We start from the raw sequence: 20,523 nt of genomic DNA, 5'->3' as shown, positions 1-20,523 counted from the left end.
GAATAAGACCGGCCTTACGGCTGGAACACCAATCATGCCTTCGTGAGCAAGGTTGGCCGAGAAATTATCGAGGAGCACGCTCCTTAACACGACTGCCCTCCCACACAGGGAGGACGTTCGAAACGAATATGCAGGACACCTGTTGTGGCTGGCACGCCAAGGCTGAATTAGGGCTGAAATTGATCAGTCTGGCTACTATATATAGAACGTTTGGATGGGACAGATGAAGATCGAACGCCGTTTTACGAAAGAAAACCAGTCGGCCTATGCGGAGATCGAATTCCGCACGGCGACCAGTGAGATCAAGAATCCCGATGGCTCGGTGGTGTTTCGCCTTGAGGACATCAATGTCCCGGCGCAGTTCAGCCAGGTTGCCGCAGACATTCTTGCGCAGAAATATTTCCGCAAAGCCGGAGTCCCTGCCCGTCTGAAAAAAATTGAAGAGAACGATGTTCCATCGTGGCTCTGGCGCTCGGTTCCGGATGAAGACGCTCTGTCCAAGCTTCCGGAAGATGAGCGTTTTGGTTCTGAAATGGATGCATGTCAGGTTTTTGATCGTCTGGCGGGCACCTGGACCTATTGGGGCTGGAAGGGCGGCTACTTCAACTCAGAAGAAGATGCGAGCGCTTTCCGCGATGAACTCGCTTATATGCTTGCAACGCAGCGTGTCGCACCAAACAGCCCACAATGGTTCAACACTGGCCTGCATTGGGCCTATGGTATTGATGGCCCGGGTCAGGGGCACTTCTATGTTGACTGGCAGACCGGCAAGCTGACGAAATCCAAGTCCGCTTACGAACATCCACAGCCACATGCCTGCTTCATTCAGTCGGTTGGTGATGATCTCGTCAATGAAGGCGGCATCATGGATCTCTGGGTTCGTGAAGCACGTCTGTTCAAATATGGTTCCGGCACCGGCTCCAACTTCTCGCATCTGCGCGGTGCTGGTGAAAAGCTTTCGGGTGGCGGCAAGTCTTCCGGCCTGATGAGCTTTCTTAAGATCGGTGACCGTGCAGCGGGTGCGATCAAGTCTGGTGGCACGACACGTCGCGCAGCCAAGATGGTGGTTGTCGATGTCGACCATCCGGATATCGAAGAATATATCGACTGGAAGGTGAAGGAAGAGCAGAAGGTTGCGGCTCTCGTCACTGGCTCCAAGATCGTCAAGCAGCATCTGACAGCGATCATGAAGGCTTGCGTTAATTGCGAAGCTGACAATGACGATTGCTTTGATGCGTCCAAGAACCCTGCCCTCAAGCGCGAAATCAAGGCTGCAAAGAAGAATCAGGTTCCGGAAAACTACGTCAAGCGTGTCATTCAGTTTGCGCGTCAGGGTTATACGGACATTGAGTTCAAGACCTATGACACCGATTGGGATTCGGAAGCCTATCTCACCGTGTCGGGTCAGAATTCGAACAATTCCGTCTCGCTCAAAGACGAATTCCTGCGCGCTGTCGAAACTGACGGTGACTGGAACCTGACTGCGCGCCGCGATGGCCGCGTGATGAAAACGCTCAAGGCGCGCGATCTTTGGGAGAAGATCGGTTACGCTGCCTGGGCATCCGCTGATCCGGGTCTGCATTTCAACACCACGATGAACGATTGGCACACCTGCCCTGCGGCTGGCCCAATCCGCGCATCCAATCCGTGCTCGGAATATATGTTCCTCGATGATACGGCTTGTAATCTGGCGTCGATCAACCTGTTGACCTACCGCAACAAGGACGGCTCGTTCGACATTAGCGCTTATGAGCATACCGCTCGTCTTTGGACCATGGTTCTCGAAATTTCTGTGATGATGGCGCAGTTCCCTTCGAAGGAAATCGCCCGTCTCTCGTATGAGTATCGTACCCTCGGCCTCGGCTACGCCAATATTGGTGGCCTGCTGATGACTTCCGGCATTCCTTACGACTCAGATGAAGGCCGTGCGATCTGTGGCGCCCTCACCGCGATCATGACCGGTGTTGCCTATGCCACTTCTGCTGAAATGGCCAAGGAACTCGGTGCTTTCCCAAGCTATGAGCCAAATGCCGAAAGCATGCTCCGCGTCATTCGCAATCATCGCCGTGCGGCTTATGGCGAAAATGATGGTTATGAAGGCCTTGCCGTTAATCCGGTCGGCCTGATTGCTGAAGATTGCCCTGATCAGGACATGATCACCCACGCGCGCGCTGCATGGGACAAGGCACTGGAACTCGGTGAAAAGCACGGCTACCGCAATGCGCAGGCAACAGTTATCGCGCCAACCGGCACGATCGGCCTCGTCATGGATTGTGATACGACCGGTATTGAGCCTGACTTTGCTCTGGTGAAGTTCAAGAAGCTCGCTGGCGGCGGTTACTTCAAGATCATCAATCGCGCTGTGCCGGAAGCACTGCGCACGCTCGGCTATTCGGAAAGCCAGATTGCTGAAATCGAAGCTTATGCTGTCGGTCACGGCAATCTCAATCAGGCACCCGGCGTCAATCCTTCGACACTCAAAGCTAAGGGCTTTACTGACGAGAAGATTGAAGTGCTGAATGCCGCTCTGAAAAGCGCATTCGACATCAAGTTCGCTTTCAACAAGTGGACGCTTGGCGAAGATTTCTGCAAGGACGTGCTCAAGCTCACCGATGAGCAGCTCAACGATTTCTCGTTTGAATTGCTGCCAGCGATTGGTTTTGCCAAGAAGGAAATCGAAGCAGCTAACGTTCATGTTTGCGGAGCGATGACGCTTGAAGGCGCTCCTTTCCTGAAAGAAGAGCATTATGCAGTGTTTGATTGCGCCAATCCTTGCGGCAAAATCGGCAAGCGCTATCTTTCGGTCGAAAGCCATATCTGGATGATGGCAGCGGCACAGCCGTTCATTTCGGGTGCAATCTCCAAGACCATCAACATGCCGAATGAAGCGACCGTTGAAGATTGCAAGAGTGCTTACATGCTTTCATGGAAGCTGGCACTCAAGGCCAATGCGCTTTATCGCGATGGTTCGAAGCTTTCACAGCCACTGAATGCTTCACTTATCTCGGACGATGAAGACGAAGATGATGCGGTTGAAGCGCTGATCGAAGCGCCGGCAGCAGCGCGTGCTGTTCAGATCACAGAGCGCGTCGTTGAAAAAGTCATCGAAAAGATTGTTCATGAGCGTGAGAAGCTGCCGAACCGTCGTCAGGGTTACACGCAGAAGGCAGTCGTAGGTGGTCATAAGGTTTACCTTCGCACAGGTGAGTTTGGTAATGGTCGCCTCGGTGAAATCTTCATTGATATGCACAAAGAAGGTGCTGCCTTCCGCGCAATGATGAACAACTTCGCTATTGCTGTGTCGCTCGGCCTTCAATATGGCGTGCCGCTCGAAGAATATGTCGAGGCATTTACGTTCACGAAGTTCGAGCCTGCGGGCATGGTCATCGGCAATGATGCGATCAAGACGGCAACGTCGATCATCGATTATGTCTTCCGTGAACTGGCTGTGTCTTACCTTGGCCGCAACGATCTCGCTCATGTCGATACGAGCGATTTCTCGAACACGGCGCTCGGTAAGGGCATTCAGGAAGGCAAAACCAATCTCGTTTCCACCGGCTGGACACGCGGCTACAAGCCGACATTGGTGTCAAACACCCCATCCGGCACCCTGCCCGGCAATGAATCAAAGGGATCGGCTACATCGGCACCACAAGGTTCAAATGTTACGACATTGAAATCCTCCTCCCCGCGCGCGGGCACAGTTGGTCTGGTTACTGAAGGGGCGACTGCACTCAAGCGCGAGTTTGAGGAGCAGGCAACACCAGCACCTCAGCAGGAAAATCAGGCAGCAACCGAGCTGTTCTCTGACAAGGCAGCAGCTGATGCGGCATCTGCTCGTGCAGAAACGACGAATGCGGCCAAGAAGCTCGAAGCTGATCGCCGTATCAAATCGATGATGCAGGGCTACACGGGTGACAGCTGCACGGAGTGCCAGAACTTCACCATGGTTCGCAACGGCACTTGCCTCAAGTGTGATACGTGCGGCGCTACAAGTGGTTGCAGTTAATCTGCATTTCGATTGAATATAAAATTCAGGCCGGTTTCAACCGGCCTGTTTTATTTTTAAAATACATTCTAAGCTGATTTATATCTCTTATTCAGATCCTTATTGTTCATAAAAAAATATAAAAAATTCGGAACACAATTCATCTCTCTACGTTCAACTAATGCAACCGAGCGTATAAAGGAGATGGTTATGCTTAGAACAACACTTCTGACAACGACGTGTGCACTGTTTATCGGTGGATCAGCTTTCGCGCAGACGGCAACTCCGGCACCGACCGAAGCAGCGCCTGCAGCAGCAGAGCTTCCAGTCTCATCCCAGAACATGTTTGGCAGCCCGCCTTCTGAAGATGCCGATAAGATCGGCTTTGTTGAACCGAAGGACGGACAGCTCCTTGTATCAAGCTTCATCGGTCAGACCGTTTATGAGAGCGACGCCGCCGATGCTGCCTCTGTTGGTAAGCTCAACGATTTGATCACCAGCCCTGAAGGCGAAATTCAGGCAGCCGTGATTGGTGTCGGTGGCTTCCTTGGTGTCGGCGAGAAGGACGTGGCTGTCAGCCCTGATCAGTTACAGCTTGCAACACGAAGCGACGGCAAAAAGTGGTTGGTCATCAAGGCCACGAAGGAGCAGCTGACCGAGGCACCTAGTTTTGATCGTTCTGCACTCTTTGCCGACGGTGTAGCCGATAAAGCCGCTACAGGTGAGACAGAGACTCCAGCGACAGACGCGCCCGCGGCTGATCCGTCTACAGCGCCAGCAACACCTGCTCCTGCGCAGTAAAACTATATCCTTGTGTACTGTATGGATAAAAGTCCTGGCCTCTGGCCGGGGCTTTTATTTGAAATGATGCGAACGGTTGATTTCAGCAGTTCATACACGTACCACTGTTGAACAATCACCAAATCATTCGAACATTTCATTTGGGAAAGTCTATTGTCGGAATTCTTTATTGCCCACCCTTGGGCGCAAACGGTTGCATCCCTTGGCGGTCTTTTTCTTGCGGCATTTGTCGCAAATTTCCTCATTAAAGCGATATTGCTCAAAGTCTTGGACAGGGTTGTTCAGAGAACGGCCTTTGGTCAGGATGAGGAACTGAAAAGAAACGGTGTTGTCAGTCATCTGGCCAACATCGTTCCGGCTTTGATTATTTCGTCCGGCATTGCTGCTGTGCCCGGGTTGCCGCAGACCGCACTGACGATCATCAGTAATGTTGCAACGGCATTCATTATTCTGACCCTGGCATTTACAGTGAGCGCTTTTCTAAGCGTTGTGGATACGCTTTATAGCCGCCGTGAAGAAGCGAAAGACCGCCCAATCAAGGGCTACATTCAGGTCAGCAAGCTCGCGATATATATCGTGGCAATTGTACTTATAATTGCCACGCTGCTGGACCGATCCCCGATCATCCTTCTGTCCGGTGTCGGTGCTATGGCCGCAGTACTTATTCTGGTTTTTCAGGATACGCTGCTTTCGCTCGTAGCCAGTATGCAAATCGCCTCTTCAAACATGGTGCGTGTCGGTGACTGGATTGAGATGAAAAACCTCGATGCCAATGGCGATGTGGTTGAGATCGCGCTTTATACGGTGAAGGTGCAGAATTTCGACAAGACCATCACCACCGTTCCAATCCGCAAGCTCATCACCGAACCGATGAAAAACTATCGCGGGATGCAGCAATCGGGTGGCCGACGCATCAAGCGTGCCCTGTTTATCGATCAGGCGACGATCCGTTTTCTGAGCGAAGAAGAGCTCCAAAGCCTTGCATCCATTGATCAGCTGACGGCTTATCTATCGAAGAAAGAGAAAGAAATCGCCGATTGGAATGCAAAGCTCGGCGACAAGGCAAAGAACCCGGTCAACACGCGCCGTTTTACCAATATAGGAACATTCCGAGCCTATGTTGAAACTTATCTGCGCAGTCATCCCGGCATTCATAAAGGGATGACTTTGATTGTGCGCCAGATGGACCCAACACCGGACGGCTTACCGCTCGAGATCTACTGCTTCACGAACACAACAATCTGGGCTTCTTACGAGCAGATCCAGTCCGATATTTTCGATCATCTCTATGCAGTCATGCCGGAGTTTGGCCTTTATCCATTCCAGAATCCAAGCGGCGGAGACTTTCGCAAACTCAACCTCGTTGATCTGAAACCGGATCAGTGAAGTGCTTTGACCACTGCCGCCTGAAGCTCTGGGACTTTATATCCAGTTCGTGACGGAGTGAGACCAAGGCGGACAATTGCCAGCTGCATCGACGGAACGATGAGAATGCTCTGTCCATCATGCCCTGATATCCAGAAGGCATCTGCCGGGATGCCTTCTGTACCAACATGCACTCCTGCACTTTGCAGCCATACTTGCGCCGATCCGTAACGCCCCTCTGAGGCTTTGGACGGTTGGCGCATGAAGTTTACGAAGTCAGCTGGCAACAGTTGTTTGTCGCCAATCCTACCATTGTCGAGAAGAAATCGCGCGAGATAAAGCCAGTCGCGCGCATTTGCATAGAGGTAAGAAGAACCAACAAAAATGCCGCTGGCATCGGCCTCCAATGTGGCGCTCGCGATGCCTAACGGCTCAAAGAGCGCCTTTTGCGCATAGACAATTGCTTCATCGCGACTGTTAAAGCTTTCCATATAGAGTTTGGATAAGATGTTTGCCGTGCCGCTCGAATAATTGAATTTGGTACCTGGTTCCGCTTCAAGCGGCAGAGAGGCGGCAAATCCAGTCATATTGTTCTCGAGGAACAGCATGCGCGTCACGTCCGTGACGTTACCATAATCTTCGTCAAATTTGAGGCCGCTTTCCATGGCCATCAGATCAGCGAGTGTAATTTTGGAACGATCGTCACTGTTCCATTCCGGCAGCAAGTGGTCGCGTTTCAGATCCATGTGGCCTTCCGCAATGCGCATACCGATCAAGGTCGCCATAATCGATTTTGTCATGGACCAGCCAAGCAATGGAGTGCTGGCATCAAAGCCCTTGCCATAGGTTTCGGCAATAATTTCACCATTCTTGAGAACAGCGATTGCACGCATGCCCGGCCCTGCTAGCGCCGGGTTTTCTATAATGTTCTGGACTGTCGGGTTGATGCTGATGTCGGATATAAGCGCTGCCGTATCCGCTGGCATTTGCAGATCGGGACGTAAATCCTCGTCATGAATATTGGCGCAGCCTAGCCCCGGACGATAAATTGCTTTGCTTGGCGCAAAGAAGCCGAAGATGTGCACGGTAACGCTTTGATGCGCCTCGTTTACGGAAACGTTGAGATATTTCAGCAGCGGATGCCCCGGTGCCTGCACATCGTCGGCAAGTACGGCCTCAGCATCGCGATGCGCCAGAAAGACATTGGAGCAGACAATCTTGGCGGCATAGCCTGTGCCGACTTTAAGAAGCTCCGGGGGCTTGAAGCTCAGCCATAATACGACGCCAAGAATGGCTATCAGGACAATGGAACCGGTAACTTTCAAAAAGCGTTTCATATTGCCCCCCGATATCGCGGATGATTGAGAAATCTAACCCTTGTTTCGTAACCAGTTATCGATGCCGTTTGCTGCCGCCAGCCCCATCGCAAAACATGCGGTCAGGAGATAGCCGCCGGTTGGGGCTTCCCAGTCAACCATCTCGCCAGCCACGAACATACCGGGCAGTTTTTTAAGCATATAGTGCTCATTGAGCTCGTTCCATTCTATGCCTCCTGCCGAAGAAATTGCTTCTTCAATCGGTCGAGGACGAACAAGTGGAATTGCGAGAGATTTGATGGTCTGTGCGAGTATAGTCGGGTTTTTCTCCCGCTGAAATTCGAGCACAAGAGCTGCTTTTACGCCTGTCAGCCCTGCCCCTTTTCGCAATATATTACTGATACTTAACTTCTTATCTTGTCGTGATAGGTCATGCGTCAATCGTTCGATTGTGCGTCCCGGCGCCAGATCAAGAACCAGATTGGCTTGCCCTTTTTGTTCCAGTTCGTCGCGCAGAGCGGCGGAGTGCGCATAGACAAGACTACCTTCGACACCACCGCGCGTAATCACAAACTCGCCTTGTGTTGTGCCTGCCTTGCTGGTGATCGTCACCGACTTGACTGGCTCGCCTGCGAAGCGTTCGGCAAAGATGTCACTCCAATTGACATCGAAACCGCAATTGGCCGGACGCATCGGTGCAATCTGGATATCTTGTTCTGCGAATATTTCGCTCCATACGCCATTGGAGCCGAGCTTGGGCCAGCTTGCTCCACCGAAGGCAAAAAGGGCTGCGTCGCACGATACAGGTTCAATTCCGTTTGGCGTTTGAACCAGTGGCTTGCCAGAGCTGAAGCCGATCCATTTATGACGGGTCAGTACTTTGACGCCCTGCGCTTCCAATCGACGTACCCACGCGCGCAACAAAGGCGAAGCCTTCATCGCTTTCGGGAAAACGCGACCGGATGAACCGACAAAGGTTTCAGCTCCGAGCGCATCTGCCCAGTCGCGTAAATTCTGTGGTGTGAATTGTTGTAACGCTGGCAACAGATGATCGTTGCTCGCGCCATAGCGCTGCGCAAATTGTGTAAATTCTTCGGAATGCGTGATGTTGAGACCGGATTTGCCTGCCAGCAAAAACTTGCGCCCAACGGTTGGCATCTGTTCATAAACCGTGACGGAATGCCCAAGCGCCGACAAGCGTTCGGCGGCGAATAACCCTGCAGGTCCGCCGCCGAAAATCGAAATTATGCGCTCACGCATCGCTTTCCGAACCGATAACTTTCATCAATCCTCTTTCTCCAGCATTTCTTTAACAGCAGTCGCTAACTGTTTGAGAGAGAACGGTTTAGGCAAGAAACCAAACTTGGCATCGGCTGGCAGATTACGTGCAAATGCGTCTTCTGCATAACCGGATACAAAGATGAACTTGATGTCCGGATGTGTCTTACGCAGTTCGCGGAGAAGTGTCGGGCCGTCCATTTCAGGCATAACAACATCGGAGACAACGATATCGACCTGGCCGTTCAGTTCTTCGAGAACTTCAAGAGCTTCGACGCCTGACGCCGCTTCGTGCACAGTATAGCCGCGCGACTGCAGTGCGCGTACACCGCCCATACGAACCGCGTCTTCGTCCTCAACAAGCAGAACTGTTGCAGAGCCCGAGAGGTCAGTTGCTTTCTCGACCTTCTTCTCTTTGACTGCTACCGGCGCGTTATCCGCACCCTTTTCTTCAATGTGGCGCGGGAGGAAAATTTTGAAGGTTGTGCCCTTACCGACTTCGGAATCGCAATAGATGAAGCCGCCGGTCTGTTTGATGATGCCATAGACCATCGAAAGACCGAGACCCGTCCCCTTGCCTACTTCCTTCGTGGTGAAGAACGGTTCGAAGATTTTCTCAAGCACGTCCGCAGGAATGCCGGTGCCATTGTCTGCAACTTCAAAGACGACATAGTCGGCTTCAGGGAGGTCTCGATAGTTAAGCTTTGCCGCTTCGGACGCTTTGACATTGCGCGTGCGCAAAGTGATCTCGCCGCCCTCCGGCATGGCGTCACGGGCATTCACGGCCAGGTTGACGGCAACCTGCTCGAACTGGCCAAGATCAGCCTTAACCGGCCAGACATCACGTCCATGCTCGATCTTAAGACCGATATCCTTGCCAACGAGGCGTGCCAGAAGCATGCGCAGATCGGCCAGCACATCGGTAAGGTCAAGAACTTCTGGACGCAGCGTCTGACGGCGTGAGAAGGCCAGTAGCTGTCGAACGAGAGAAGCCGCGCGATTTGCGTTCTGCTTGATGTTCATGATGTCCGGGAAGGACGGGTCGGACGCGCGATAATTGCTCAGCAGCAGATCCGACGACATGATAATCGCAGTCAACACGTTGTTGAAGTCGTGGGCAATACCACCGGCAAGCTGACCAACGGCCTGCATCTTCTGGCTTTGCGCCATCTGATTTTCGAGCGCTTTCTGCTCGGTAGTTTCCACTGCAGAAATGATGGCAGCTTCTTCGCTGGTTTCGCGCAGATCGGTGACAGCACTCAAATAGAAACGAATGTGGCGCTCTTCATTGCCCGGAAGAACAGTATCGACCGGCGAAATGCTGGCCTGCCCCGCAAATGCTGCGGCCAGTGCCTTATTGAAGGTTTCGCGGTCACGTTCATGAACGACCTTTTCAAGCTTCACACGATTATCGACCGCATCACGATCAACAACGGGTGCAAAAATGTCGAGGAAGCGCGCATTGGTGCGCAATGTGTGCCCTTCGGCATCCACAGCGGCAATTGCCATCGGTGCTGAATTGAAGAAGCGCGTGAATCGCACTTCAGCAGAACGCAATGCTGCCGATGAATCATCCCCCTCTGCGCGATCCAGCACGATTGTGCGACTTGTGCCGCGTGTTCCGTCGCGTGCGGCCTGAACCCGGTGATAGAAACGAACAGCGAGGCTCTGGCCGTTGCGCTTGATCAGATCAAGGTCGATGACTGTATTACGGCTGGTGCCCGGTTCTGCCTTGACGGCCTTAATGAGCGCCATTCCGCTGCCTGCAACAATATCGTTGAGTGTAAGCGAACCCGGTGTGAATTGGGTGAGATCGACGCCAAGCCATTCCGCGAGCGTTGCGTTTAAATAGATGATGCGCCCGGCCGGATCAGCAGAGAAAAAACCGGCTGGTGCGTGATCGAGATGATTGATCGCTTCCTGCAGTTCCTGAAAGAAGCGCTCCTGTTCGGCACGCTCATCGGAAATGTCGGCAATCTGCCAGGCGACCAGTTGCCCCTTGAAGTCCTGTCCGCCATCGACTGGACGCGCTTTGATGCGATACCAGACTGGTGCGGCAGAGCCATGGCCATCACGTGAAAGACCGCCGGAAATGCGCACTTCTTCCTGCCCTGAGAGGCCATCGCGGACAGCATTTGTCAGGCGATAGATCGCATCCGAGGCAGCGGGTTCATTCGTGAGGATATTGTCGAGCGAGCGTACGCCGTCGGCAGTGGCTACTCCGGTCATCCCGGCATAGGAATTATTGGCGTAAACGATCTGGCCACGGGAATCCGAAATTACGGTTCCTTCTGGCAGCGTATCCATGAAGGTATGAGCCAGATCCTGCCCGCCATGACGCTGGCTGAACTGGATTAGACCTGTGGCAGCGCCAAATAGATAGAACACGCCAATCATGGACAATATGCCCATCAGGACGATAGCAAAACCGTCACCGAGCTTGTCGCGAAACAGGAAATAGACAAGGGCTGCTACTGTCAGCACAATGCCGATAATCAGGAGCCTTAGAGCTGAGCTTGAGCCACGCTTCGGCATGACGAGCGGTTTCGGATAATTATCGTCCGTCTGTCGCGACATCAGGCCCACTGCCCTTTCATGCTGTTTGGCTGAACTGCATGGACGACAAATCGTCCGTTCGCTGTTACTTCCAGCTCAAGCGCTATCTTATTCATCAAGCAAAACCAATCACGTTCCCTGCATCGTTTTCCAGCTTCATGTCTTGTGCCAGATTTTGACGCATATTGCAGGGTATATACGATTCGCAGAATGCGTTAATTGCCCGACAGCACAAGCTTGCCGACCTCAAAACAGCATCTACTAAGGTGTTTTGCACTGTTTTGGCTGGGGATCATATGTTTCTAGCAAATTGATGGAACATTCCCAAGCAGGGTAAATTGAACTAGTGTTCTATAGACATGAGTTGTCACGTTGATTTGAAGCGCGGGGAATTTGTGGTTTCCGTCAACCGGACATTATTCGTTTTAGTATGAGAGGGTTACCCGCATGAAGGAATGGCTCAGCGGTCTTGTTGGAGAAAGCGCGGCAAATATTGTCGGCTTCATCCTTATTTTTGCGATCATTTTAGGCGGAATTTTCGTTGTTCTGAGTATTATTCGTCGCTTCAGCGGTGGAACTTTTGCCACGAACGGTCGAACAGGACGTCAGCCAAGACTTTCGGTTATGGATGCAGCAGCGGTGGATAGCCGCCGCAAGCTGGTTCTGATCCGCCGTGATGATGTTGAACATCTTCTGCTTATCGGTGGTCCTACTGACGTGGTCGTCGAACAGAATATCGTCATGGAATCGCGGGCCAATTCTCGTGCGCAAAGCGTGCGTATCGAAGCGGAACATATCGAACGTTTTCGTCAGCATGAGGCAAGCATCACTTCCGAGGTGACAGAGCGACCGGCTCTCACCCAGCAAGCGGTGGAAAAAGGCGAAGCCATTCAACTGAATTCCCCGATCGAAACGCCGGTGCAGCGCAAATCAGAACCAGTTCGGGAAACACCATCTCAGCAGGTGAATCCTGAAACGCCACAGTTTCGCGCTCCTCCACGCCCGCCCGTCACGCCAGTTGCTCCTCAGGCACCCAAAACTGTTGAGGCACCCGCCATTCAGGCGCGTCCACAGCCGCCACGCCCAGCTCCCAACTATCCGCCACAACCACGCACGGTACTGCCAGCTGAGCGTCCGGCGGAACAGCCACAGTCACCACGCTTGCATCCTGCCTACCCTCTCAGCCAGGTTTCGCGTGGGGTTCTCAGCTCAACGTCCGGCCTGGGTGCCAGTGCCGCTGCAGCTGCAGCGGCAACTGTTGCAGCCTCTGATCTTGGTGGTGTTACGCCAGAGCGTGAAGTGACGGCGAGTGCAAAGGCAACAGCTCCTGAAATCGGTGACATTTTACAAAGCCCGGCGGTGACGACCTCATCAGCACCAGATTTCACGCCGCCTGCCCTCAAGACAGAGCAAGTTTCTGCTCCTTCAAATCCGGTGCCGGAAGCCCCGGAAGCGGTTGATGATGATCTTGGCGATCTTGGCGGCGCTTTTCACGATGCCATCATGGCTGATCTTGAAACAGAAAGCCCTACTGGTTCTGCCGACAATGAACCTGAAATGCTGGAAGTGGATATTTTCGAAGAAGAGCTTCTGGGGTCGCTCGATATCTCTCCGAATGGTGGCAAGCCGGATGACAGCATCGAGGATGAAATGGAAAAACTTCTCGGTGAACTTACCAAGAATGAGACCCGCAACTTTTAAGTAATCCTCATTGCTTGAAAGTGATGAGCTTGAAAGCAATGGCTAAAATCAAGGGTATCAGTCGAACAGGCTGATACCCTTACTTTTTGACTGATTAGAGCACAAAGAAAAAAGGCTGCGTGAGACGCAGCCTTTAAAGAATTTTCTACTCAACCTGATGAAGATCAATCGTCGCGATAGACCTTTTCGCGGCGCTCATGGCGCTCTTGTGCTTCAATAGAAAGCGTTGCGATTGGTCGTGCATCAAGTCGTTTCAAACTGATTGGATCGCCGGTTTCTTCACAGAAACCATAGGTCCCTTCGTCAATACGGCTTAAAGCTGCATCGATTTTGGAAATCAGTTTGCGCTGCCTGTCACGAGCGCGAAGTTCAATTGCCCGGTCCGTTTCGGAGGATGCCCTATCCGCCAGGTCCGGGTGATTTGCATTTTCCTGCTGCAGCGCTTCGAGAGTTTCGCGCGCTTCGCGCAGAATATCATTCCTCCATGCAACAAGTTTTGCACGAAAGTAAGACTTCTGCCGTTCATTCATGAACGGCTCGTCTTCAGTGGGCCTATAGTCAAGGTCGATCAATTCACTCATTCTGAATCACCCCACATCTAGGAGACGCGAGCGGTTATATAAGTCCATAGCAACAAGGACACAACATCAAACACACACGTCTCACTACTTTTTAATTCATCAAAATTGTGTGATTTTGATGAAAAAATATGCATCTGAATTTTAAAAAGTAATTTATTCGATTTTGTTTTTATAAAAGACTTCAAACTATTAGGTAGTCGCCTGCTTAAGAAACATAATTACAAATGAAGAACAATCGATCCTTCAGATTATGCCCAATTATGTAGCAAAACTATCTGTGAATATTCACACGTCATACCAGAAAGTTGCCCGAAACTGCATGTAGACGGAGCAATCTTGCAGAAAATGTGGCATGAATTGAGCCGCAAGCGCGTCAAAATGCACTCTGGAGCCCTCAATGAGTCGTCTTTTTCTCCTCCGCCATGCCAAAGCAATATGGGCAAAGCCTGCAATGAAAGACTTTGACAGGCCGCTGGACGAAGAAGGTATCTCCTCATTGAACCTGTTGGCTGAAGCTATGAAGACGTCGAAGCTTTTTCCGGACAAGGTTTTGCTTTCTGCTTCATGCCGCACGCGCGAAACTGCGTCCGGTTTGATTGAACGGCTCGGAATAGATGCAGAAATGATCATCGATGAGACGATCTATAGTGGCGGTGCCGGCGAATATATGCAGGCGATAAAGAAAAATGCAGATTCAGACCAATTGATGCTGGTCGGGCACAACCCAAGTATGGAAGACCTTGCATTGGCTCTTTGCGGCGATGGTGAACCCTCAAGCCTTTCAAGGCTCGAAGCTGGCTTCCCGACGGCAGCACTCGCTACAATCAACTTTGATGGGCCGCTATCGGAGATTGCTCGTGGGCAAGGTTTCCTGGATAGTTTTCCTCTGCCTAATTAAGGACTTATCGATTGAATCCAACGCTTCCTTGTTGATACGCCTCACGAGTTCCTATGTATGGCTGTGACAAGATGTAATTCTCACGAGGGAACAATTGGCAAAACTGACCAGTTTCGGCGATGAAGCAAGGATTGCGCTCGATACGCTGACAGATCGAGCAACGGGTTTGATGTCTCCATCGTTGAGACTTGGTGTCACTGGTCTTTCTCGCGCTGGTAAGACGGTTTTCATAACCGCACTGGTGCACAATATGGTGCATGGCGGGCGCCTGCCCCTGTTTGAAGCCTACAAGTCGGGTCGCATTTCACGTTCCATGCTCGAACCGCAGCCAGATGATGCCGTTCCGCGTTTTCAGTATGAAGAACATCTTTCGGCTTTGCTCGACGAACGTATCTGGCCGGATTCGACGCGTGCTATCTCGCAACTTCGTCTCACGATTGAATATGAGACCGCATCCGCGTGGGGTCGCTGGCTTTCGCCGGGGCGACTGTCGGTCGATATTGTCGATTATCCCGGTGAGTGGTTGCTCGACCTCCCCCTGCTCGGAAAGACCTATAGCGAATTCAGTGCGGATTCCTTTGCTCTGGCCAGTGAGCCAACGCATATTGATCTTGCACAGATGTGGCTGCACGACGCGCAAACCGTTTCGCCGTCCGACAATGCAGACGAATTGACCGCTCAACGACTGGCCAGAAGCTTCACGGCTTATCTGCGTGCTGGCAAAGCAGACGAACGTGCTCTGTCAACACTGCCGCCGGGGCGTTTTCTGATGCCAGGTGATCTTGAAGGTTCACCCGCGCTTACTTTTGCTCCCTTACCCGGACTGAAGCCGGAAGATTTCAAAACCGGCAGTCTGGCCGCAATGATGGAGCGTCGCTATGAGGCCTACAAAACGCATGTGATAAAACCGTTCTTCCGTGAACACATCGCCCGGCTTGATCGCCAGATTATCCTGATTGATGCCATGCAAGCCATGAATGCAGGTGGTGCCGTGGTGGCCGACCTTGAACGCGCACTGACCGACATTCTTTCTTGCTTTCGTCCCGGTCGCGCCAATCTACTGACTGGCCTTATCCAGCGTCGCATTGGCCGTATTCTGGTTGCAGCTACCAAAGCTGATCATCTTCACCACGAGAGCCATGACAGGTTGCAGGCGATTGTTCGCCGTCTTGTTGAACGCGCAATAGAACGCGCTGATTTTTCAGGTGCTGATATTGACGTGCTGGCTATGGCGGCTGTTCGAGCCACGCGTGAAGCAACTGTGAAAGAAGGCAAGGACACACTGCCAGTCATCATCGGGACACCGCTTAGAGGCGAACGAATTGATGCAGAAGTGTTCGATGGCGAAACAGAAACTGCTATATTTCCCGGTGATTTACCAAAAAATCCTAATGTAATATTCGAGCCTTCACTTTCGAGCCACGAATCAGCCATTCGCTTCGTGCGTTTCAGACCTCCACGTCTGGAGAAAACAGCCGAAGGTTTAACTCTTTCATTGCCCCATATCAGGCTTGATCGTGCACTCCAGTTTCTAATCGGGGATCGTCTGGCATGAGTGAGCAGCCTCCACGCAAACCCGCAGCGTTTACCGTTAAGAAGCCAACAGAAACAGTTTCGGCATCTGAGGCGAAGCAAGAAGCACCGCGTCGTCCGCGTGCTGTCACAGACCTGGATAAGGTCGTTCCAGAAACTGACGTCTTTGCCTTGAGCGACGAGGAAGCGGCTGAACTGGAAGTTTTGGACCCGTCATTTGAAGCGCCGCCCCGGCGGCGCTGGTCTTTGAGCAAGGTCTTGTTGGGGGCTCTCGGCATATTGGTTTCATTTGCCATTGGCATTTGGACCGAAGACCTCATTCGGGCGCTTTTCACGCGTGCTGACTGGCTTGGCTGGACGGCGCTTGGCGTGGCCTTGATTGCGCTTGCTTCATTCGTTGCAATTATCGTGCGAGAATTATGGGCTTTACGGCGGCTGGCATCGGTGCAGCACTTGCGCAAAGATGCCGCCGATGCGGCGGAGCGTGATGATATGGCAGCGGCACGCAAGGCTGTTGACGCGCTTCGCACAATAGCGGCAGGCCTGCCTGAAACCGCACGTGGACGACAAATGCTCGACGGGCTGGCTGATGATATTATCGATGGCCGCAATCTGATCCGCCTTGCTGAGACTGAAATATTGCGCCCGCTTGATCGTGAAGCGCGTGCATTAATCCTGAATGCTTCAAAGCGAGTTTCCATCGTAACCGCGATCAGCCCGCGCGCGCTTGTCGATATCGGCTATGTGATTTTTGAATCCGCCCGCCTGATCCGGCGGCTATCACAGCTTTACGGTGGACGTCCGGGGACATTGGGTTTTCTCAAACTTGCACGTCGGGTCGTGGCGCATCTTGCCGTGACTGGAACTATTGCCATGGGTGACAGTGTCATTCAGCAGCTCATCGGCCATGGACTGGCATCGCGCCTTTCTGCGAAACTCGGTGAAGGTGTAGTCAATGGATTGATGACTGCCCGCATCGGAATCGCAGCTATGGATGTTGTGCGCCCCTTTCCGTTTAATTCGGAAAAACGTCCCGGCGTTGGTGACTTTATTGGCGATATCGCGCGCATAAGCGGCGAGAAAGGCACGAAACCGACATCTCGCAGCTAGAGCGCATCCCGAAAAGTGTGAAACGGTTTTCGGACAAAGATGCGCGTTAAAATAAATATTTAGAGCGCCGATCTGATCCAATCAGATCGAAACGCGCTCTAGAGTACATTCATATTCTGGTAATAACGTTGACTTTAATGGCTATGACAACGAAGCATTAACCATTCGCAACGAATATGAGATAGACGTATCGGGTGCTCGAATCTGTGATCCTTGCGCCAAAGAAACGCACTGACGCCCGATGGTTGGGCATTCGGTTGCGAAGTCTTTACAGATAAATTATTGGAATGGTGCCTTAGGGTCGAGATTCCGGGACAGAGCTGAATATGAAAAACTACATCGCTGCATGCCTCACGCTACTGCCCGCATCGCTTTTTGCTGCGCCAGCTCTGGCCGCAGATAAGGATGAACAGTTTTTCCAGACAATTGAGGGCCAATGGTCCGGTCCGGGTGAAATTGTCGCCGGGAAATATAAGGGCACCAAGTTTGTTTGCTCGCTGGCAGGCACAACGCCCAACGACGCAGTCGGCATGACACTGGATGGCTCTTGCCGGGTCGGTGTTTTCTCTCAACCAATGAAGGCAACTGTCACGCGCGTTGGTTCCAGCTATGCCGGCAAGTTCAATGACGGTGCAGAGGGCAAGGGGCTGAATGTAACGTCAGGTTCGGTGACTGGAAACAAAGTGGTTCTCGGCCTGAACCGCAAGGAACTTAATGGCGCGATGCTTGCGCGCGTTGCCGATAAAAACACCATGAATGTCACAGTGTCTGTCCGCGTTGACAAGGAACTCGTTCCAGTCATCGGGATGAGCTTGAAGCGCATCGACAACATGGCGGTGGGTAGCATCGCCAAAAATTAAACGCTGAAAGTCAGCGCGTTTATTCAAGCCACCAGCCCGCATCAGTGCGGGCTTTTTCTATTTCAGAGCTGGCGCACGCCATTTCCCACTCAGAAACGCTTTTGCCTGCAATCTTAAGTGTCGGAGCAATGTCATTGAGTGGGACGAGCACGAATGCGCGTTCCTGAATGCGTGGATGTGGAAGCTCAAGCGCCGGTTCATTCATGACGATCGCCTCGCCTGATTTTTCCATCGCAAGAATATCGATGTCGATAATGCGTGGTCCCCAACGCTCTAACCGCACCCGTTTAAGCGAACGTTCCACGTCGAGACATGTCTCAATAAGCTTAAGTGGTTCAAGTGCAGTTTCGATTTCCGCACAGGCATTGTGAAACCAGGCCTGATCCGTTTTACCCCAGGGCGGTGTGCGATAGACATTTGAAACAGCGACGATCTTTGTGTCGCCACGTGCATCAAGCAGCTTTAACGCTTTGGCCATGGATGCGACGGGATCGTCGATATTACCGCCGAGCCCCAGCCATGCACGATAGATAGCAGTGTTGCTCATCAGCGCGGATAAACCACTGTTACTTCGACATGATCCAGAACGCCCGGAACTGGCGCATTCGGCTTACGAATGGTGATTTCAGCGCGTTTGATCTGCGGGAAGCGAGCAACCAGTGCTTTACCGACATCAAGTGCAAGTGTCTCGATGAGATAACGCTGACGGCCGGTGATGATGTCCTGAATGACAGTAAAAGCGATTCCGTAATGAACTGTGCCTTCAATGTCGTCATTGTCCAGCGAGTCGCCGGGATCGACGTCCAGTATCGCATCGACATAGAAACGCTGACCGAGTTTGTGTTCCTCGTCAAAGACGCCGTGGTGCGCGAAGAATGCGCAATTCATGATACGGATTGTGTACACGGCCATGGTTCCTATTTTGAATTTGCTTTGCTTTGCAGGATAGCATCGGCAACTGCAAGTGCGTCCCTATTAAAAGCGACATTGTGAACACGGAAGATGTCGGCTCCCGCCAAACGCATTGCAACTGATGTTGCAGCAGTTCCCACATCGCGCTTCAAAGGATCCACCTGTTCAGTAATCGCACCGATGAAGCGCTTGCGCGAGGTTCCGACGAGTAAAGGATAACCGAACCGCTGCAATTCCTCCATGCGCGCCATCAGCGCAAGGTCTTCGTCCTTGTCTTTGCCAAAACCAAAACCCGGATCAAGAACGATGCGGGAGGTTTCAATACCTGCCCTGCCCGCGATCTCCAGCGATACATCTACAAATGCAAATTGATCGGCAATTACGTCAGGATCGGTGCTTCTATCGCGGCTGGTGTGCATGATGACCAGTCCTGCGCCTGTATCTTTTGCAACTTGCGCGATCTCAGGTTCCCGTTGCAGCCCCCATACGTCGTTGACGATATGCGCACCGGCTTCCACCGCAAGCCGCGCGGTTGAGGCGCGATAGGTATCGATTGAAACGATGCAGCCTAAACGCTGTGTAATCGCTTGAATAACTGGCACAACGCGTGCTGCTTCAGTTTCGGCATCAACGGCAGCACTGCCTGGGCGTGTGGACTCTCCCCCAACATCGATAATTGTTGCCCCATCCGCGAGCATTGTTTCGGCAACGTCGAGGGCTTTATCGAGATCGTTGTGGCGACCGCCATCGGAAAAGGAATCCGGTGTGACGTTGAGAATGCCCATAATGACAGATTTTGCACCCAATTGGAGGTTACGACCGTGGGCAAGTTGCCATTGTTTCATCATTGACGAATATTCCAATTGTCTTTTTTCGAACCGAATGCAGCCAAACAGGCACTATGTCGTTTTATGAAGGTCGTTATAGTTCTCTTGACGATTGCATGCCATGTTGCTCATCAATGAATTTACGAGTTTCTTTCTGGTTTTATGAAGAGGTGCCGGAACATGTCTTTGAAAAAACGGGTTCTGGCTCTGGGGTTGGCGCTTGCTGTTGTTGCACCGCACGCTGAAGCCGCATCCATTTTCCGGACGTTCAGCTATTACAATGTCAACGGAAAGACTGCTGAAGATCTCGACAAGGCATTGTCGCGCAGCGGTCCTTTTCTCAAGAAAACCGGTCAGCATCATCCGGGTGCAGCTGAAATCCGCTTCGACGCTAAAGTCCGTTATGGCCGCGCTGCCGGTGATCGCGCCTGCAAAGTTCAGGACGTTTATGTGAATGTCCATGCAAAGGTCATGTTGCCACGCTGGAAGCAGCGCCGCAAAGCCTCTCCCGAGCTCGCGCTGATCTGGGATACTTTGTATCAGGATATTCGACGCCACGAAGAAAGCCATATTGTGATTGCCCGCAGCCATGCCAGCGAAATGGAGCGAGAGATACGCTCCTTGCGGAGCCGTACCGATTGCGTGACCCTGCGCACTGACATTGATAAAGTGACGGAACGCCTGATGGCTGCGCATGATAAGGCGCAGGAACGGTTCGACCGGGTCGAGACGATCAATTTTGAACGCCGCTTTGAACGCCTGCTGACTTATAAACTCGAAAAAATGGTTCAGTAGAA

Annotated in this window: 16 protein-coding genes; 9 read left to right on the top strand and 7 right to left on the bottom strand. The window is 52.2% G+C overall.

Annotated features, from left to right (window positions below; genetic code table 11):
- The first annotated feature begins 223 nt into the window (after positions 1-223).
- The 3 genes from C9380_RS06265 (at position 224) to C9380_RS06255 (ending at position 6,175) form a co-directional block, all read left to right on the top strand.
- Positions 224-4,009: a vitamin B12-dependent ribonucleotide reductase gene (locus tag C9380_RS06265; RefSeq protein WP_128093225.1), complete on the top strand. Its 3,786-nt coding sequence runs from the start codon at positions 224-226 to the stop codon at positions 4,007-4,009.
- A 189-nt stretch (positions 4,010-4,198) separates the two neighbouring features.
- Positions 4,199-4,789 carry a PRC-barrel domain-containing protein gene (locus C9380_RS06260; protein WP_128093224.1) on the top strand — a complete coding sequence of 197 codons (591 nt, stop codon included), beginning with the start codon at positions 4,199-4,201 and terminating at the stop codon, positions 4,787-4,789.
- A 153-nt stretch (positions 4,790-4,942) separates the two neighbouring features.
- Positions 4,943-6,175: a mechanosensitive ion channel family protein gene (locus C9380_RS06255; RefSeq protein WP_128093223.1), complete on the top strand. Its 1,233-nt coding sequence runs from the start codon at positions 4,943-4,945 to the stop codon at positions 6,173-6,175.
- On the opposite strand, the gene C9380_RS06250 is transcribed toward C9380_RS06255, so the two are convergent.
- From C9380_RS06250 to cckA, 3 genes are read right to left on the bottom strand one after another with little or no spacing between them, the layout of a single operon-like run.
- The gene (locus tag C9380_RS06250) at positions 6,169-7,491 is read right to left on the bottom strand and encodes a serine hydrolase domain-containing protein (protein WP_128093222.1); all 1,323 of its coding nucleotides are present in this window, start codon (positions 7,489-7,491) and stop codon (positions 6,169-6,171) included. The genes C9380_RS06255 and C9380_RS06250 overlap by 7 nt on opposite strands.
- Before the next feature lie 33 nt (positions 7,492-7,524).
- Positions 7,525-8,730, bottom strand: a complete 1,206-nt coding sequence (locus tag C9380_RS06245; protein ID WP_128093221.1) for a TIGR03862 family flavoprotein — start codon at positions 8,728-8,730, stop codon at positions 7,525-7,527.
- Between the two features lie 24 nt (positions 8,731-8,754).
- Positions 8,755-11,325, bottom strand: a complete 2,571-nt coding sequence (cckA, locus tag C9380_RS06240; RefSeq protein ID WP_128093220.1) for a cell cycle histidine kinase CckA — start codon at positions 11,323-11,325, stop codon at positions 8,755-8,757.
- Between the two features lie 426 nt (positions 11,326-11,751).
- Here cckA and C9380_RS06235 point away from each other — a divergent pair, with 426 nt between their 5' ends.
- Positions 11,752-13,005: a flagellar biosynthetic protein FliO gene (locus tag C9380_RS06235; RefSeq protein ID WP_128093219.1), complete on the top strand. Its 1,254-nt coding sequence runs from the start codon at positions 11,752-11,754 to the stop codon at positions 13,003-13,005.
- A 164-nt stretch (positions 13,006-13,169) separates the two neighbouring features.
- Here C9380_RS06235 and dksA read toward each other — a convergent pair whose 3' ends face one another.
- On the bottom strand, positions 13,170-13,586 hold the full coding sequence (gene dksA, locus C9380_RS06230) for an RNA polymerase-binding protein DksA (RefSeq protein ID WP_024898699.1): 417 nt from the start codon (positions 13,584-13,586) through the stop codon (positions 13,170-13,172).
- A 397-nt stretch (positions 13,587-13,983) separates the two neighbouring features.
- On the opposite strand from dksA, the gene C9380_RS06225 reads away from it, so the two are divergent.
- From C9380_RS06225 to C9380_RS06210, 4 genes are all read left to right on the top strand, one after another.
- Positions 13,984-14,484, top strand: coding sequence for a SixA phosphatase family protein (locus tag C9380_RS06225; RefSeq protein ID WP_128093218.1), 501 nt, complete (start codon positions 13,984-13,986; stop codon positions 14,482-14,484).
- A gap of 94 nt (positions 14,485-14,578) precedes the next feature.
- On the top strand, positions 14,579-16,039 hold the full coding sequence (locus tag C9380_RS06220; RefSeq protein ID WP_128093217.1) for a YcjX family GTP-binding protein: 1,461 nt from the start codon (positions 14,579-14,581) through the stop codon (positions 16,037-16,039).
- A complete protein-coding gene (locus C9380_RS06215; RefSeq protein WP_128093216.1) occupies positions 16,036-17,127 on the top strand; it encodes a YcjF family protein in 1,092 nt (363 codons plus the stop codon). Before C9380_RS06220 ends, C9380_RS06215 begins: the two co-directional genes overlap by 4 nt.
- A gap of 326 nt (positions 17,128-17,453) precedes the next feature.
- The gene (locus tag C9380_RS06210; protein WP_128093215.1) at positions 17,454-17,987 is read left to right on the top strand and encodes a hypothetical protein; all 534 of its coding nucleotides are present in this window, start codon (positions 17,454-17,456) and stop codon (positions 17,985-17,987) included.
- A 19-nt stretch (positions 17,988-18,006) separates the two neighbouring features.
- Here the strand turns inward: C9380_RS06210 and folK are convergent, their stop codons facing one another.
- From folK to folP, 3 genes are read right to left on the bottom strand one after another with little or no spacing between them, the layout of a single operon-like run.
- On the bottom strand, positions 18,007-18,534 hold the full coding sequence (gene folK, locus C9380_RS06205; RefSeq protein WP_128093214.1) for a 2-amino-4-hydroxy-6-hydroxymethyldihydropteridine diphosphokinase: 528 nt from the start codon (positions 18,532-18,534) through the stop codon (positions 18,007-18,009).
- Positions 18,534-18,893 carry a dihydroneopterin aldolase gene (gene folB / locus C9380_RS06200; protein ID WP_024898705.1) on the bottom strand — a complete coding sequence of 120 codons (360 nt, stop codon included), beginning with the start codon at positions 18,891-18,893 and terminating at the stop codon, positions 18,534-18,536. The genes folK and folB overlap by 1 nt, the downstream gene beginning before the upstream one ends.
- An 11-nt stretch (positions 18,894-18,904) precedes the next feature.
- Positions 18,905-19,747 (bottom strand): dihydropteroate synthase, encoded by an 843-nt coding sequence (gene folP / locus C9380_RS06195; protein ID WP_100559000.1) that lies wholly within the window; start codon positions 19,745-19,747, stop codon positions 18,905-18,907.
- Positions 19,748-19,906: 159 nt separating this feature from the next.
- Here folP and C9380_RS06190 point away from each other — a divergent pair, with 159 nt between their 5' ends.
- Complete coding sequence (locus tag C9380_RS06190; protein WP_100559002.1) at positions 19,907-20,521, top strand: DUF922 domain-containing Zn-dependent protease; 615 nt, start codon at positions 19,907-19,909, stop codon at positions 20,519-20,521.
- The last annotated feature ends 2 nt before the right edge of the window (positions 20,522-20,523 follow it).

It is taken from the genome of Brucella pituitosa (assembly GCF_003049685.1).
Lineage (GTDB): Bacteria > Pseudomonadota > Alphaproteobacteria > Rhizobiales > Rhizobiaceae > Brucella > Brucella pituitosa.
Note: the sequence above shows the minus strand (reverse complement) of the source record. Positions and strands in the feature narration are given on the sequence as shown.